The following is a 14724-nucleotide window of genomic DNA, read 5'->3' on the forward strand; positions in this document are numbered from 1 at the left end:
GGCAGCCCCATATTCCCGGGCGGCCATCCGAAGAGTAAGGTGGGCCACCCCACCATCAGGCGTTCGCGTGCAAGGTCCGTTTGTAGCCGGTGGAGCTCGAGCGAGGCGGCATCATGGCATCATTCAGCTCTTCAGTGCCGGCGCATCTGGGCATTTTCGTCACGGATCCGGACACGGGACGCCCGGTCCAGCGCCTGCCGCTCTATGCGGAAGTTGCGGTTCCGCGGATAATTCCACCACCGCCGATCAACGAACGGTATCGGGAGCCCCTGCGCGCAGCCATAATAAGCGTGGACTCCTCCGCCACCGGTCCCAGTCGCGACAGGGTGGAGAATGCGGCCCTACGGGCTCTGGCTTCCACCATAAGTAAGGAAAGCCGCGAGCGACTGATAACTCAAGGTCCGGTCGTGAAAGACCTGTTCCAAGAAGCTCTCAAGAGTGTGTTGGAGGCGGCGGGCCGTGAGCGCCTTTCAGAGATTCCCGTGGCTGACTTGGAACGCCTCATGGCGGACGCGGTACGGACATCGGCTTCTCGACGAGGTCTTGAAACTGAGTCTGAGGTTCCGGACCAAGGCGCGTTGTGGGCGGAGCCGCTAGGTGTACTGGCCACCGACCACATGGGGTACGTGTCGTTCGATCTTCGGAGACTGGGAACTGACGTCCAGTTGATGCTCTCGGAGGCCATTGAAGCCCGCCAGCTGGGCAAAGGACCATCATCCAACTTAGCCATTTGGATCTATCCCAGCGGCCATTCGGGCAGGTTCGATGCGCTGGATCAGGCCCGCTTTTCCTCCGACGCCATACTCGCCCGGCTGAAAGTATCGTGGCATACCCTGCCGCCCTCGCTGATCAACATGGGCCCGCGCGCACTCCAAAATCCCAGCCTCACAGACTGGAGGCTCTCACCCGCCTCGTTTGCAGCAACTCCCACCACGCTCCTCGGAGCAGACGGTTGCGAGGAGATGGTTCCCTCGAACCTGGCGCTGCAGGAATTCGTCCTCCGCCAAGTGGTGCGACTGGTGGAAGTACCCCCAAATTTCGGCGTTCCGCAGGAGTTTAAGGCCGCCTACGTAGACGACTACAAAGTCACTTGGTTCTCCCTCGGTCATTCCCTCGGCGAGATTCTCTACAGCTTGCCGCTGGCACCTGGGGAGAGCGTGAAGCTGGCCGTGATCGACTGGTCCTGGGACAGCCTCGCAAAGCGTGACGAGAAAACTAGAATGACCGAAGAGTTGCTGCATCAGACCCACCGAGACCGCACCATTTCCGAGACGGTCAAGGCCGGGCTCAAAGAACTTCAACACGGGAGCTCGTTTATGGCGGGCGCCGCTGGATCATCGGGTGCCACAGGAGGCGCCAATCTGGGGGTCGTGGGGCTGGGTGCCGCCGTGGGAAACACCTGGAGCTTGGGAGGATCCACGGCTACCAGCGACGGAAGCAGGGATCTAGCGGCGGAGAACGTCCAACGGCTGAACGACAGCTTTTCGCAGGCCAGCTCATCTCAGCGTGAAATCAACTCAACAGTTGTCATCCAGGCCCGCCAGGAGGAAAAGGAAAGTATCCAGACCCGCACCTTCTCGAACTATAACCACAGCCACACCTTGACGATCCTCTACTACGAGGTGCTGCGGCACTACCGGGTGACTGTTGAGTGGGTCCGCCGTCGCCCCTCCGTGCTGGTCCAGATGTCGCTAAGCCTCCCTCAGGTTCTGACGCCGAAAGCACTTCTCCTCAGAAGATTCCAACTCGAACCCTTCCTTCTCGATCAAAAGCTGTCGGCAGCTTTCGACGCTGTCGCTCGAGTGGTATTGGGTGAGGAAAAACTGAAGCGCGAAGTGGAGAAGTGGGGTGCGAACACCCAGACGACCGACCCGGGTGCAAAGCTCTTCGTCAAGCTCATTGCCCAGTTCACCACCACCTCCGACGATACGTCGGAACCGGTCTTCGTGGTACTCCATCTACTCGACGGACGGATTTTCGAGTTCCAATGCGATGGTGCTGGCGAGGAGGGAACCTCCCCCGAATTCGAGAAAACCCTACCTGTCGCTATCCCTTGGAAAGACATCAGAGGCATCGAAGTAAAACTTAAGGACATCAACTCGGGCGGTGACTGGCAAGAGTCGAACATCCTGGTGACGATGCTGACGGTCGAGAACGAGCGAATCAATATACTCGCTGATTCCGGCACCCGGACTTTGGATGATGCCGGTGGGAGCACCGGGTTGCTCCCTTCGAAACAATCTCCTTCAGCGACCACAACCACTGTGGGACTCAAACCAAACCGTAATGACTTCGTTTCGGCCGAAGACGATGTGGCTTTGCAGAATCTAGTCGCCCACTTGGATACGAACCGTGGCTACTACAACAGCGTCCTTATGCTCGGAACGGATGCAAACACGATCGCCAAGGATTTCGAGAAGAAGCAATGGTCGCCAGGGCAGGTCATGTCCGACCACGTCGACCCCACACCCTTGGAAGTGTTCGGAAGCTACGTGGCCTATGGGCTGGCCAAGCAAACCTCCGCAGTGGACGACGCCACGGTGGTGGACATCGCCGCGGCACTGAACGGCACCGACCCTACCCGACGCCAATGGGCCACCTCCGTTCTTGCAGCGTTGAGTGAGCAGGACCGGCAGACTGTACTTGAGCGGTTGCCGCTGGCCTCGGCGAAGTCCGAGCGGCTGATATCCATGCCAACCCGGGGAGTCTTCGCTGAAGGCAAGCTCGGCCACTGCAACGTCTCAGAAGAGATCGATAACACACGCTTCTGGAAGTGGGACGAGCACCCCATACCTATCGATGCGCCGGGCATCAACCCGGTCACGCCTATTCAACCTCAACCGGAGCAACCCGGCGTGGCGCCCACACCATTCCCACCTGCAGTAGTGAACATCGTCAGTCCCAGCCCGGCTCCTGATCCCGGCGGACTCGCGGCGGCGCTATCTCTCCTGGGGACGCCGAACATCTTCCGTGACATGTCAGGGCGCCAAGAAGTAGCGGACCTGTTGAAGAAGCTTTCCGACAACACCATTGCGATCGCAGAGGCTGCCAATAAGGCCCGGGACATCCAGGCCAAATACGGGATGGGGCTGGATAAGCAGGAGAAAGACGCCGAATTGGGTACAACGCAAGCCGGGGCTGAGGTTGCCAAAGAATTGATCAGGCAACGGCGGGATGAAGCACAACAAGTCTCGCCCAGCCAGGCGCAGGACGCCATCAAACTGTCTGAGTCCGAGACGCGCAAGGGCAATAAGTCACCAGAAGAGCACCAGGACTACAGCAAACAGGTCCAGCAAAATGTCCAAGGCGCCAAACCAGTCCGCAAGTCCAAGAGCACCATCAAACTCAACGTCGATCTCAAGGGCTATGGCAACAATCTCCTGATCGGCCGGTTCGGCATTGATGTCAGACAACGTGGAGCCTCGGTAGGTTTTCTGACAGCCACGGATTACTCGAGGCAGGGCCAGCTGGAAGTTGGAGTCACCAATGAATACGACGACCCGCGTTACTCTCTTGAGATCAACGGCGAAGTTCTAGGCGGCGTAGGCATCAACGCCGAGCTCCGAGGTCGGGGCGTAGTCCAGATCCCCCGCGAAGACTTCGACCTGTACGACTACTTCTATCTTGTGGCCACGGCAGAGTATGGCGAGTTCGACGTCGAGACGACCAAGAGCGACGAGGTGTCCGAGGAAGTGGCCAAGAAGTTGGGCGGCGGAGTGGATCTCGCCTACAAACAGATCATCACGATGAAGACCGAGGGCGGCATCGAATGGAAGGACGGCAAAAAGCACACTTCTGCCTCTGCCGTGAAAGTGAAGGTGGTCTATTACACGGGTGGAATCACTGTGAGCTATAGCAAAAAGCCTTAGGTCGCCCCGCCCAACTGGCGGGCAACCCGAACTGGGAAGCCCGCCTGTGGGCAGATGAGAGACCGTCCGACTCAAGCCCGAGGGATGTGAGAGACCGTCCGGCTCAAGCCCGAGGGATGTGAGAGACGGTTACATGTCCGCGAGCGCGCCGCCGGGGTTCTCGATTGCGTCGGCCACGTACCGGAGGAAGCCGGCCGCGGTTTCTCCGTCGCAAACGCGGTGGTCGAAAGCGAGGGTCAGTTCGGTAACCTTGCGGACGGCCAGCTCACCGTTGACCACCCAGGGCTTGTCGATGATGCGGCCCACTCCCAGCATCGCCACCTCAGGGTAGTTGATGATTGCAGCGGAGCCGTCCACACCGAACACACCGTAGTTGTTCAGCGTGAAGGTGCCCGAGCCCAGTTCCGCGGGGGTCGCCTTACCGTCACGTGCGACGGCGGTGAGCCGGCGGATCTCTGCGTCCAGTTCGCGGGCACTCAACTCGTGGGCGTTGCGTACGGACGGGACCACGAGTCCGCGGTCTGTCTGGGCCGCGAAGCCGAGGTTGATCCCTTCGAATCCGACGATCTCCTGCGAGCCGTCCGAGGCAGTTTCGAAGCGCGTGTTCAAGGCCGGGTATTTTTTTAACCCAGCCGTGACAAAACGGGCGATGAAGGCCAGCAGGCCAGGGGTGTCGTGCGGTGCACGCTTCTTGAGCTCGGCCCGCATGTCCAACAGCGCGGTCGCGTCCACATCCACCCACACGGTGGCTTCGGGGATCTCCGAGCGGCTGCGGGTCATGTTCGCAGCTACGGCCTTTCGTACCCCACGGACGGGCGTCCGCGCCGAGACGCCCAAGCCAGTCCGGCTATCAACGGCCCCCGCATCAGCGGAAGCGGCAACAGGAGCAGAAACGGCAGGAGCTTCAACAGAGGGTGCAGCAACAGCAGGCGAAGCAATCACAGCTTCCACATCCCTGCGCATGATCAGTCCGCTGGCACCCGAACCTTCAATCGTTTCGAGGGAGACCCCGTGGTCGCGTGCCATCTTGCGGACCAGCGGCGAGATGACTGCACTGAGCTTGCCGGGAATGCGGGTCCCCGCCACAGCCGGCTCCATCACCGGCACAGCAGCAGGCTCAACAACAGAAGAAGCTACAGCAGCACTCGCCTTCCGCGGTCGGGTCCGGCCACCGGTGGCTCCCCCGGGCGTACCGTACCCAATCAGCACGTTGCCCGAGCCAGCCTTCTCCTCGGTCCGGTACGTCTCGGCGGCGGCTTCCACCGCAGACGAAACGTCGAGACCTGAGGACACCGGCGAAGGATCAACAGACCCAGCCGGAACAGGAGCCGCGGCAGCGGGCGAACCCGCCGAAGAACCCACGCGAGCGATCGAGATCAGCGGCTTGCCGACGTCGAGCGTTTGACCGGCTTCACCGTGCAGCTCGGCAACGGTGCCGGCGTAAGGCGAGGGCACCTCAACCATGGACTTGGCGGTCTCAACCTCGGCGATGGGCTGGTCAACCACAATCTCGTCGCCCACGGCAACGAGCCAGTTCACCAGTTCGGCCTCGGTGAGGCCCTCTCCCAGGTCGGGCAGTTTGAAGACCTGCATATCTGAGCTCATGGTCAGTCCTCCCATTGAAGGTCGTCGACGGCGTCGAGGATGCGGTCGACGCTTGGCAAGTAGTAGTGCTCCAGCTTGGGAGACGGGAAGGGGACGTCGAAGCCGGTCACCCTCAATACAGGCGCGGCGAGGTAGTGGAACGCGCGTTCCTGGACGCGGGCCACAATCTCGGAGGACACGGAGGCGAATCCGTGGGCTTCGGCGATCACGACGGCGCGTCCCGTCTTGCGTACGGACGCGCAGACGGTTTCGTCGTCGAAGGGGACGAGGGTGCGGACGTCGATGACTTCGAGTGAGCGGCCCTCTTCGGCGGCGGCAGCTGCAGCGGCCAGCGCGGTGGGGACGGACGGTCCGTAGGCGATGAGCGTTGCGTCTGTGCCGGGACGGGCAACAGCTGCGCGGCCCTCGGTGGAGGTTCCGGCGTCGTGCTCTGCGCGCAAGGCACCCAAGTCAACCTGGTCCTTGGACCAGTAGAGCTTTTTGGGTTCCATGAACATGACGGGGTCGTCGGAGTCGATTGCTTCGCGGAGCATGCGGTAGCCGTCGGCCACGGTGGCGGGGGTGTAGACCTTGAGGCCGGCGGTGTGGGCGTAGTAGGACTCGGAGGAGTCGCAGTGGTGCTCCACTCCCCCGATGCCGCCGGCGTAGGGAACACGGATGACCATGGGCATTTTGAGCTTGCCCTTGGTGCGGTTGTGCATTTTGGCTACGTGGCTGACGATCTGTTCGAAGGCGGGGTAGGCGAAGGCGTCGAACTGCATTTCGATGACGGGGCGCATGCCGTTGATGGCCATGCCCACAGCCATGCCGACGATTCCGGATTCGGCCAGCGGGGTGTCGAAGCAGCGCTGTTCGCCGAATTCGGCCATGAGGCCGTCGGTAATGCGGAAGACGCCGCCCAGCATTCCGACGTCTTCGCCGAATACCAGGACGGAGGAGTCTGCGCGCATGGCGTCGGCCATGGCGGTGTTCAGCGCTTTGGCCATGGTGAGGCTTTGCGGGCCGGTGGCTTCGGCAGTGGCCGCAGCGGAAGCGGCGGCGCTGGCGGTGGCTGCGCTGACGTTCCCATTGAGCGTTGTAGTGACGGTCATTTTGCGCTCTCCTCCCGGGCGAGTTCGCTGGCGAGCAGCTCGGACTGTTCTTTCAACTGCGGGGTTTGCTTGGCGAAGACGTATTTGAAGAGGTCCAGTGGCTGGACGGGGACGTCCTCGCCCAGGCCTTCGCGGAGCTGGGTAGCGACGGTTTCGGCGTGCTCAGCGATCCTGGTGCTGGCCTCCTCGTCGAGGAGACCCTTGTCCGTGAGATACGACTTCATGCGCGCCAGCGGATCCTTGGCCTGCCATTCGGCAACTTCGCTGTCCGGGCGGTAGCGGGTGGCGTCGTCGGCGTTGGTGTGGGCCTGCATGCGGTAGGTGTGCGCTTCGATCAGGAGCGGTCCGGAGCCTTCGCGGGCCAGCTTCACGGCCCTATCCATCACGGCGAGCAGCGCCACGAGGTCGTTACCGTCAACGCGCTCACCGGCCATGCCGTAGCCAACAGCCTTGTGGGCCAGCGAGGGTGCCACAGACTGGTGGCTGAGCGGTACGGAGATGGCGTATTTGTTGTTCTGCACGAAGAAGATGACGGGCAGGTGGAAGACTGCGGCGAAGTTCAGGGCCTCGTGGAAGTCGCCTTCGCTGGTGGCGCCGTCGCCGCACATGGCCATCACAACGGTGTTTTCGCCGCGCAGTTTGGCTGCGTGGGCAACGCCCACAGCGTGCAGCAGCTGGGTGGTGAGCGGGGTGCATTGGATGCCCACATTGTGCTCGGTGGGGTCGTATCCGCCGTGCCAGTCACCGCGGAAAATGGTCATCACCTCAACGGGGTCCACCCCGCGGGTCATGATGGCGACGGCGTCACGGTAGGTGGGGAACAGCCAGTCACCTTCGCTGAGGCACATGGCGGCTGCAACTTGGCAGGCTTCCTGGCCGTGGCTTGAGGGGTAGACGGCCATGCGGCCCTGCCGGACCAGCGCGGAGTTCTGATCGTTGACGCGACGCCCGACGACGAGTTGCTCGTACGCGGCCATCAGTTCAGCATCATCGGGGGTGGGGTATTCGTGTCCGGGTTCGGTGCCTTGCTCGTCATGGGAGCGGAGGGTGCCGTCCGGGTTCACCATTTGAATCTGGTGCCGGGCTGGGAGCATGTAGTCCTCAACGCTGATGCCGAATTTGGTCCGAACGTCAGCAGCTTGGTCCTCTACAGCCGTTTCCGGCGCAGATTGATCTGCGTGGATCGTCATTGGTCCATCCTTCTCTAGCCACTATGTGCTTCCAGTATGTTCTTCCAGCTTGTTTCGTATCCAGCTTTCGGCGAAATCATGGAAAGCATTGCCCGTAATGGGTATTCTGAAAGACGAATTGCAATTGTGAGCTGGGTAACGTGCCCGAGCTTTGGACGAATTGGAGCGCCAGTGAGCGAGGCCGAGGCGGAGCAGACCGCCATACCGCTGGACAGTGTTGACCGGGACATCATCCGCGAGCTGACCACCGATGGGCGCATGTCCATCACCCAAGTGGCGGAGAACGTCCACATCAGCCGCGCCCATGCCTACTCCCGGATAGCCCGGCTCACGGGTGAGGGCGTGCTGACCAAGTTCACGGCGCTGGTGGATCCCATCAAGGCCGGGCTGCGATCCTCGGCGTACGTGACGTTGAAGGTTCAGCAGCACTCGTGGCGTGAGTTGAAGGAACAGCTGCGGGCCATCCCGGAGATCCATCACATCGCGTTGGTGGGCGGCGACTTTGACGTCATCCTCCTGGTCCGCGCAACAGACAACATCCATCTGCGCCGTGTGATCTTCGACCAATTGCAGTCCATGGACGGTGTGCTGGATACGCAGACTTTCCTTGTTTTCGAGGACGTTGATACCCGGTAGGAGTCCGTTCCCGGATTTCCTGAGGGGGAACGGCCATTTCCGGACTTTAGACTTTCCCCGTGCCCTCCAAAAAGTCTCCGCCACCCGCGCCTTGGGCATCGCTGCCGGAACTTGCCTTTTGGTTTTTTTGCTGTGGCTCATTGCCGCTTTCCAGTTCTTCTACAATCCCCCGCAAGCCAAACCACACAAAACCGACGCGATCGTTGTTTTGGGCGGCATGAGTAAAGAACGGTTGCCCGTGGCCCAAGAGCTGCAGCACGAGCTGGATATCCCCGTGCTTGTGGTCTCAACGACCGGCTTGTCCGGCAATGTTGAGGGCGACAAACTCTGCGATGAGAACCAAGGTGATTCCGACTTGGTGTGTTTCCGTCCTTCGCCGCTGAATACGAGGGGTGAGGCTGACGCTTTGCGCGGGTTGATTGCCGACCATGGCTGGAAGTCCGTGACCGTGGTGACCTCGGAATATCACGTGATTCGGGCAGGCACACTGATTGGCCAGTGCACATCCGTCGAGGTCCAGATGGTTGGGTCCCAGCCGGACCTCTCAGCGGGCTCTTGGCTGGACCGGTTTGTGGTGGAAACTGGCGGGCTGCTGGACGTCTGGGTGCAGCCGGAGTGCACGTCCTGATCCACCAACAGACGTTCCACATGCATGACAGAGACGGTAAATGTCCGGTCAGGCTTGCGCACTTGGGATGTCACTAAATTACAGCGGAACGTATTACCACTTTGGCGGTTGAAGAATCCTGTCAAGTCATTGAGTTCGGCGTCCATTCACGCCATTCTTTTGCCATAGGTCCAAGGTCTCACCCTACGAGCCCCAAGGATCACCCGTGGAAAGAATCGATTCTCAATCGTTCCACCCCATCAGCCACCACGCCCGGCGTTTCGCATTCGCCCTACTGGCCGCCTTCATCCTCATAGCAAGCTTCCTGCACGCCCCGGCAGCAAAAGCAGCACCGGCCCCTGTGTATCCCATCAGCGGGTTCTTCATCTACGGCAGCACCAGCGACGCAGTAAATATGACGAAGCTAAGTGATATCAAATCCGTCGGGGGCGATACGGTCATCACGTTCGGCTCCCGCCTGAAGCCCACAACGCTCTCCGCCATCCCCGCTGCCTGCACTATATCCGGGGTCAATTGCGCCACGGCAGCTGCCTCCGGGGTCAAAGTAAAACGGTACTTCACCTATTCAGACGGCAACTCATGGGGCACACCTGCATTCCTCTGCGCAAGGGACAGAACCGTCACCAGTGGCTCCACGATTTACACCATATTTGTGCTCCCCACCGAGGGAAGCGGGTGCAACTCGCCCAGCGGCACCTACGACGTTGTTTTGGTTACTGGAGGAACCAACTCCATGTCAGTGTCTCTGGGAAAGGCAGCCACCAGTCTGGGAATGAAGTACTACGCAGGTCTGCCGGCACCGGTGATGCGAACCGATGTCACCTACCTTCCGGATCTCTCCTATCAGGCAACCCTGTCCGTCTTCACCTCCAGGTTCCTCATCTACCAAGGCAAAGTTAACAACGTGGCCGGTCTTGCAGGCTTCTACCACCACACCGAGATGCCGCTGAGCGACGGCTCAGTATGGGACTCTGTCCTGTCGCTCTACAGGATGCAGAATGCCAGGATCGCCCAGTACCAACCGGGACGGGACGCAGTGGTTTCCCCCTACATCGACTCCCGAACTTCATTCGGCGGGCGAGTGACCGTGGATCAGGCACGGAACGCCGTGGCCAATATCGCTGACACAGCCGGCAGTGTCCACCTTGCCATAGCTGTTCAGGATGGCATGGGGACCGGAAAGGGCGGCTCATTCTTTGGAAGTGAGAGCAGCAACAACGTGGATCAGTATGCGGCCTCCATTGTTGGCAGCGGGTCATGGGGCAGCAAGTACCTCGCACCCACCAGAGACTACTTCTGGGCACTGGCCGAAGGAATTGACGGGACAGGCGCAGAACTATGGGCAAACTTGGAAGGCATGGCCCCCGCAACCAGCCAGAATCCGTGTGATGGAAGCCTGAGAGGTCAGACCACTAAGGCCCGGATAGACAAGCAGCTCCAACAGATGGGTAACACCAACACGAAAATCATCTCCTTCATGTGGGACCCCTACTTCACGTGCTCGGGTACGTGGACTCCCATGCTTGACCGGTTCAAGGCCGGAAACATGACTCCGGTGATCACCGATTCAATATTCAACAACGGCAATGTCCTGGTGACAGGTTTCAACCTTAGCGGGGGGACAGTCCGAATAAGGTGGTCCGACCCCAACGGGCGGGTCTTCGACAAGACTGTCACTGCAACCAACTACAACCCCAACTACGGCAAACAACAGGGAATCAACCCCCGGATGGAGTCTGTGACAGCGAACATCGGGAGCGCTTCGCTCGCCTCCGGGAAGAACTATTTCATAGACGTGGTGAACGGTTCCGGAGTCAAAAACGACGCCTTGTACTCCGACCGCGGGTGAGCCGGATGTTGCAGCTCGCCGGTGAAATGCAAGAATTGGAGGTGCCCTAGCAACGGCCAGCCCAACCCTGAGGAGTAGAAGTGACGGACCACGTCCGCCCGGCGACACCCTTGTCGCCTGCACCTCGACACCTGCGCAAACAGGCATTCCGCCGGGAAATTCCAGTGAGCCTTATGGGCGGATTCCCCGGGCCTGGTGGGGTCCATGAGACGCAGGAACCACTTCGGACTGCAGTTTCAAGCCCGAGTCCAGCGGACGTTGATGGTGACCGCCGACGCAAGCGAAGAATAGCTCTGGTCATTGTGATCCTCGTCGCGATAACTGTTCCTGCTCTAACGTTGGCTCTGATTTTCGGCCAGTAGCCAAGCCTACGGAGGGTGTAGCAATTAAAGGCTGCGGTGCGGCGTGGGATAACATCGGGAGGTCACTCCACGCCACCCCGGGGGAAATCCATGCCCAGCGTCATGCCAATTTTTGGCACCCGTCCCGAAGCCATCAAGATGGCTCCGATTGTCAGCGCCTTCCAAGCGTCTCCTGATTTTGACTGCATTGTGACCGTAACCGGCCAGCACCGCGAGATGCTCGACCAGGTTAACGAACTGTTCGGAATCAAGCCGGACCACGATCTGAACATCCTTCAGCAGCGTCAATCACTTTCCTCCATCATGACCCGCACCATTGACGGGTTGGACAAGCTGTTCGCGGAGAAGAAGCCGGACGTAGTCATCGTCCAGGGCGATACCACCACGTCTACCGCCGGAGCCATCGCCGCCTTCTATCACGGCATCCCCGTGGTTCACGTTGAAGCCGGCCTCCGCAGCGGAGATCTTTTCTCGCCGTTCCCCGAAGAGGCGAATCGTAAGATTACAAGTCAGATTTCGAGCCTTCACTTGGCGCCGACAAGCGTCAGTAAAGCCAATTTGCTGGCTGAAGGAATCGCTGAGAAAGACATCGTTGTCACTGGCAACTCAGTCATTGATGCACTCCTCACCACCGTGGACAAGCACATCCCGTTCTCCGACCCCCAGCTGGAAGAGCTCGCGGCGACTGGACGCAAAATTCTCTTGGTGACTACCCACCGCAGGGAAAACCAAGGCGACGCAATGCGCGGAGTCGGGCGGGCGCTTGCCCGGATAGCGGAGGCCGAACCTGATCTGGTGATAGTCCTCCCCGCGCACAAGAACCCCGTGGTGCGGGAAGCGGTCCTTCCCGCACTCGAAGGAAAAGACAACGTGGTTGTCACCGAGCCGCTGGCCTACGGTGAGTTCACAAGGCTCCTTTCCCTGGCGCACATCGTTCTTACCGACTCAGGCGGAGTTCAGGAAGAAGCACCTAGCCTCGGGAAGCCTGTCCTTGTGATGCGCGACAACACTGAACGCCCAGAGGCAGTCGACGCAGGAACAGTCGCCCTTATTGGCACCGACGAGGAAACCATAGTTAAAGAAGTCGACCGTCTCCTGAACCAGCAGGACGCCTTCGACGCCATGGCAAACGCCGTCAACCCCTACGGCGACGGTAAAGCTGCAGCGCGTACCGTCGCAGCAGTTGCGGAGCTGTTGGGGATTGGCAAACGTATTGCCAGTTTCAAGTAAGGATCACTGTGGCGTGGGTTGAATGGGGAGTCTCAATCGGTCACTGCAACTACGGCCTGACAAACATCGAGGTCTACCTTAGCCATTCTCTGCTTGAGGCGCTTTCAAAAGAGCTGATTCCGTAAAGACAGTCACGCTCAACCTGGCTGGACTCGTGCCAAATAACCGTGGCCCCTCTCCGTTCGAGAGGGGCCACAGGTCTTGCTTCCGCGCTTTCATCAGAAGATGATCCTCCAGTTTTGGAGTCCAGCGCTTATCCGATTATGTGAAAAATTGGATTATTCACGTACGCCGCCGGGCTCAGGAGCTATTGCAAGTCGTTATCCCAGTCTTCCGCCATCAACTCCTCTGAGGTGTGCAGACCGGTACCGTCTTCATCGGGGGACGGATCATCGTTGTCCTCGATCTGCATCTCGGGGGAACCAGCGTCCATTGAATTCTCCGAACCGGGATCCACCTCGAAGTCTCCACTCGGTTCGTCCACCTTTAGTGCTTCGCCCGTGAAGTCGTAATACTCATCATTTTCAAATGTCGGCAATGGTTCCTCACTCATGGCCGCTATGTTACAGCAGCACCGCGGACCCTAGGGAAAAATACTTCTCCCAGTCGCACGCCGGATCCGTTAGCGCAGCCAGGAACCCCCGTATTTCGTCAGGTGGGGGCGCCACGTGACCGACGCCCCAATCATGACTAGTGATGGTCCGGACCCTCGCTAGAGAATCAAGCGAGTCCAAGAACGGGCGCATATGGTGTTCAACGTGTGTATCCGTACTGTTTTGGACATACAAAATGAAGTTGTCTACGCGGCCACTGTAATGTTTGCGAAGGTCAGAGCAAATCACGTGAGCGAACACCGAGTCATGCTCTTCTGGAGTTTCAGCTGCGAATGCGGCGCGAGTATAGTTCCGCTGGTTTTGGTACCCAAACTTACTCAAGTCGGTTTGAGGATTTATCGGAACAGCCGTCGACCCGGGAAAGAATTTTGAGTAGAAAAGGGCGGCAAAGCCGCCAGCGGAAGGTCCCCAAAATAAAGTACGTCTTCCACCTGCGGAGTCAATGAGATGGCCAAGCACACCCGGCAAAATCTGTTGGAGGGGCAACTCCGCCGTCCCTGAGAACCACGCGATTCTGACATCGTCACCGCTGTAAAGCCCTGGGTCCGAAACGAAGATACGGTTCACTCCATGGTCTCCAGTCACTTTGGCACCGGCGAACATCGGTAGGGGTGTCAGCTCGCGGGACAGCGCAGCGTGGAATGTCACCACAGTTGTTTCCCCGCCAGCGGGAAGGTACAGCAGCTCAATTGGTTGCGGACCGTCAATCTCGACAATCCCGGGCACAGGAGAAGCCGCGAGGAATTCGTTTACGCTCTTGTAGGTGTTTACCGTGCGCTGATAACGCTGAATATCTCGGCGGGAAGGCGTGAAAGGTGCTGCAGAACTCATATGAATAGCTTAGGCGAAGCCGGACCTCGGTCCGGAACACCCAGGGACAACCACAACAGCCAACGAATCCAAGTCGAGGTTAACATTCTGCTAGATATTTTCGCCGGGCTGTCAGACCGCGCTAGCCGCGTCCTGCGGCACGGCAACCCAAAGGCTCACACAACTTGGCTGGCGACCCCTCAGGAGGTTGCTGGTCGGATAGGTGAGAGTGATTAGTCACGCGGCTTGTGTGACCTGCGCGTTCATGATGGACTCGTATTCGATGGAGGTATACGGCCGAGTGTGGTTGGCGTCTGCGCAGGTGGTAGGTGCGTTCGATCCAGGTCATGATCGCGATCCTCTAGAACTCCGTAATAACCCAGAAACGCCGGTCCAGGACGTTCTCTCGAAACCGGGCAAAGAACGATTCATTGCTGCATTGTCCCCGCACGCCCCGACCCGGCCCCTCGACCCGGTCATACCATGACGATTCAGGACATGGGCGAGTTTCCGGCTCCGAAATTGAGACCCGGGATCGGTATGGAGAATGCAGCCGGCCACGTCACCGCGTCGGGCGACCGCACTGTTCAATGCTGCCACGGCCCGGCGGTTTTCATCCGTGAGTAAATGGAGTAGCCGATAATCCTGTTGGAGTAAACGTCCTTGACCGCGCGCAGGTAGAGCTTGCCTTCGCCGGTGGCGTGCTCGGTGATGCCGGAGAACCAAAACCGGTTCGGTGCATCGGCGTTGAACTCGTGGCTGGCCCTGCCCTTGCTGTCGGTCACGGCGCACAGGTCATCGTGGACTGGCGGGCCGGCTTTCTTGGTCTTGCCTTCTTTC

Annotated in this window: 10 protein-coding genes and 1 pseudogene; 5 read left to right on the forward strand and 6 right to left on the reverse strand. The window is 59.6% G+C overall.

Annotated elements, in window-relative coordinates; translation table 11 throughout:
• Window positions 1–113 precede the first annotated feature (113 nt).
• Entirely contained in the window at window positions 114–3869 is a 3756-nt protein-coding gene (locus AR689_RS21530) for a hypothetical protein (RefSeq protein ID WP_156424658.1), read from the forward strand.
• A gap of 129 nt (window positions 3870–3998) precedes the next feature.
• Here AR689_RS21530 and AR689_RS21535 read toward each other — a convergent pair whose 3' ends face one another.
• Genes AR689_RS21535 through pdhA form a run of 3 tightly spaced genes read right to left on the reverse strand, consistent with a single transcriptional unit; the run spans window position 3999 to window position 7755 of the window.
• Complete coding sequence (locus AR689_RS21535; RefSeq protein ID WP_231745619.1) at window positions 3999–5474, reverse strand: dihydrolipoamide acetyltransferase family protein; 1476 nt, start codon at window positions 5472–5474, stop codon at window positions 3999–4001.
• 2 nt (window positions 5475–5476) lie between these two features.
• On the reverse strand, window positions 5477–6565 hold the full coding sequence (locus tag AR689_RS21540; protein ID WP_062073471.1) for an alpha-ketoacid dehydrogenase subunit beta: 1089 nt from the start codon (window positions 6563–6565) through the stop codon (window positions 5477–5479).
• Window positions 6562–7755: a pyruvate dehydrogenase (acetyl-transferring) E1 component subunit alpha gene (gene pdhA, locus AR689_RS21545; protein WP_062073473.1), complete on the reverse strand. Its 1194-nt coding sequence runs from the start codon at window positions 7753–7755 to the stop codon at window positions 6562–6564. The genes AR689_RS21540 and pdhA overlap by 4 nt, the downstream gene beginning before the upstream one ends.
• A 171-nt stretch (window positions 7756–7926) precedes the next feature.
• Here pdhA and AR689_RS21550 point away from each other — a divergent pair, with 171 nt between their 5' ends.
• The 4 genes from AR689_RS21550 (at window position 7927) to wecB (ending at window position 12460) form a co-directional block, all read left to right on the forward strand.
• Window positions 7927–8391: an Lrp/AsnC family transcriptional regulator gene (locus AR689_RS21550; protein ID WP_062073475.1), complete on the forward strand. Its 465-nt coding sequence runs from the start codon at window positions 7927–7929 to the stop codon at window positions 8389–8391.
• Entirely contained in the window at window positions 8339–9019 is a 681-nt protein-coding gene (locus AR689_RS23700; RefSeq protein WP_286158889.1) for a YdcF family protein, read from the forward strand. The genes AR689_RS21550 and AR689_RS23700 overlap by 53 nt, the downstream gene beginning before the upstream one ends.
• A gap of 205 nt (window positions 9020–9224) precedes the next feature.
• Window positions 9225–10868, forward strand: a complete 1644-nt coding sequence (locus tag AR689_RS21560; protein WP_062073478.1) for a hypothetical protein — start codon at window positions 9225–9227, stop codon at window positions 10866–10868.
• Between the two features lie 452 nt (window positions 10869–11320).
• Window positions 11321–12460, forward strand: a complete 1140-nt coding sequence (gene wecB / locus AR689_RS21565; RefSeq protein WP_062073480.1) for a non-hydrolyzing UDP-N-acetylglucosamine 2-epimerase — start codon at window positions 11321–11323, stop codon at window positions 12458–12460.
• Between the two features lie 307 nt (window positions 12461–12767).
• Here wecB and AR689_RS21570 read toward each other — a convergent pair whose 3' ends face one another.
• The 3 genes and pseudogenes from AR689_RS21570 to AR689_RS23870 all read right to left on the reverse strand — a co-directional run.
• A complete protein-coding gene (locus tag AR689_RS21570) occupies window positions 12768–13013 on the reverse strand; it encodes a hypothetical protein (protein WP_156424659.1) in 246 nt (81 codons plus the stop codon).
• 10 nt (window positions 13014–13023) lie between these two features.
• On the reverse strand, window positions 13024–13905 hold the full coding sequence (locus AR689_RS21575) for a hypothetical protein (RefSeq protein ID WP_156424660.1): 882 nt from the start codon (window positions 13903–13905) through the stop codon (window positions 13024–13026).
• 216 nt (window positions 13906–14121) lie between these two features.
• Window positions 14122–14696, reverse strand: a pseudogene (locus tag AR689_RS23870) (transposase); the annotation flags it as partial.
• Between the last annotated feature and the right edge of the window lie 28 nt (window positions 14697–14724).

Origin of the sequence: Arthrobacter sp. EpRS71, from assembly GCF_001512285.1 — a bacterium.
Lineage (GTDB): Bacteria > Actinomycetota > Actinomycetes > Actinomycetales > Micrococcaceae > Arthrobacter.

What these genes read in the sequence shown, in the direction of transcription:
- AR689_RS21530 (WP_156424658.1), top strand. Translation starts at nt 114, where the DNA reads ATGGCATCATTCAGCTCTTCAGTGCCGGCGCATCTGGGCATTTTCGTC.
- AR689_RS21535 (WP_231745619.1), bottom strand. Translation starts at nt 5,474, where the DNA reads ATGAGCTCAGATATGCAGGTCTTCAAACTGCCCGACCTGGGAGAGGGC.
- AR689_RS21540 (WP_062073471.1), bottom strand. Translation starts at nt 6,565, where the DNA reads ATGACCGTCACTACAACGCTCAATGGGAACGTCAGCGCAGCCACCGCC.
- pdhA (WP_062073473.1), bottom strand. Translation starts at nt 7,755, where the DNA reads ATGACGATCCACGCAGATCAATCTGCGCCGGAAACGGCTGTAGAGGAC.
- wecB (WP_062073480.1), top strand. Translation starts at nt 11,321, where the DNA reads ATGCCCAGCGTCATGCCAATTTTTGGCACCCGTCCCGAAGCCATCAAG.
- AR689_RS21570 (WP_156424659.1), bottom strand. Translation starts at nt 13,013, where the DNA reads ATGAGTGAGGAACCATTGCCGACATTTGAAAATGATGAGTATTACGAC.
- AR689_RS21575 (WP_156424660.1), bottom strand. Translation starts at nt 13,905, where the DNA reads ATGAGTTCTGCAGCACCTTTCACGCCTTCCCGCCGAGATATTCAGCGT.